The following is a 438-nucleotide window of genomic DNA, read 5'->3' as shown; positions in this document are numbered from 1 at the left end:
TTACAGCAAATCAGTACCGAAGAACGCACCCCAGATAACTTTTTGAGCCAGATTAAGAAGTTTGTGGCGAAATTGATCGCTGATGTCCCCACACAATTAACCGGCAATTCAGCCATTAAGCAACAAATCAATCACCAACAGCAAGCACAAAAGTCCGCCGAGGTCTTCTTAGAAACACCGCAAGCGACCGTTTTAAATAAACAGAAGTTTTATATTGTAAAGCCTAAGCAAGGCGAAGACTTTACCCTGCCCAAGAAATGGAGCAGTAAGACCCTCGGGAAGACCGCCATTAAAGCGTTGGTCACCAAGGGGGAAACGAGCAAATTAAAGGGTTTCAAGAGCAAAAAAGGAAAGCTGTTTGACGCCAAGTTAAAGCTTGACGGCCATAAATTAAGTTTTGATTTTGATTAGAACCTGCCTACCGCCCTGCACGTTGTT

At 43.8% G+C, this 438-nt stretch carries 1 protein-coding gene; it reads left to right on the top strand.

What is annotated here, in order from left to right; translation table 11 throughout:
* The coding region (locus IV64_RS03970) for a topoisomerase C-terminal repeat-containing protein (RefSeq protein ID WP_191982886.1) at positions 1-411 on the top strand (411 nt) is incomplete at its 5' end.
* Positions 412-438: the final 27 nt, after the last annotated feature.

This window comes from Lactiplantibacillus xiangfangensis (assembly GCF_001438845.1).
GTDB lineage: Bacteria > Bacillota > Bacilli > Lactobacillales > Lactobacillaceae > Lactiplantibacillus > Lactiplantibacillus xiangfangensis.
This window is presented reverse-complemented; position numbering and strand designations above follow the sequence as displayed.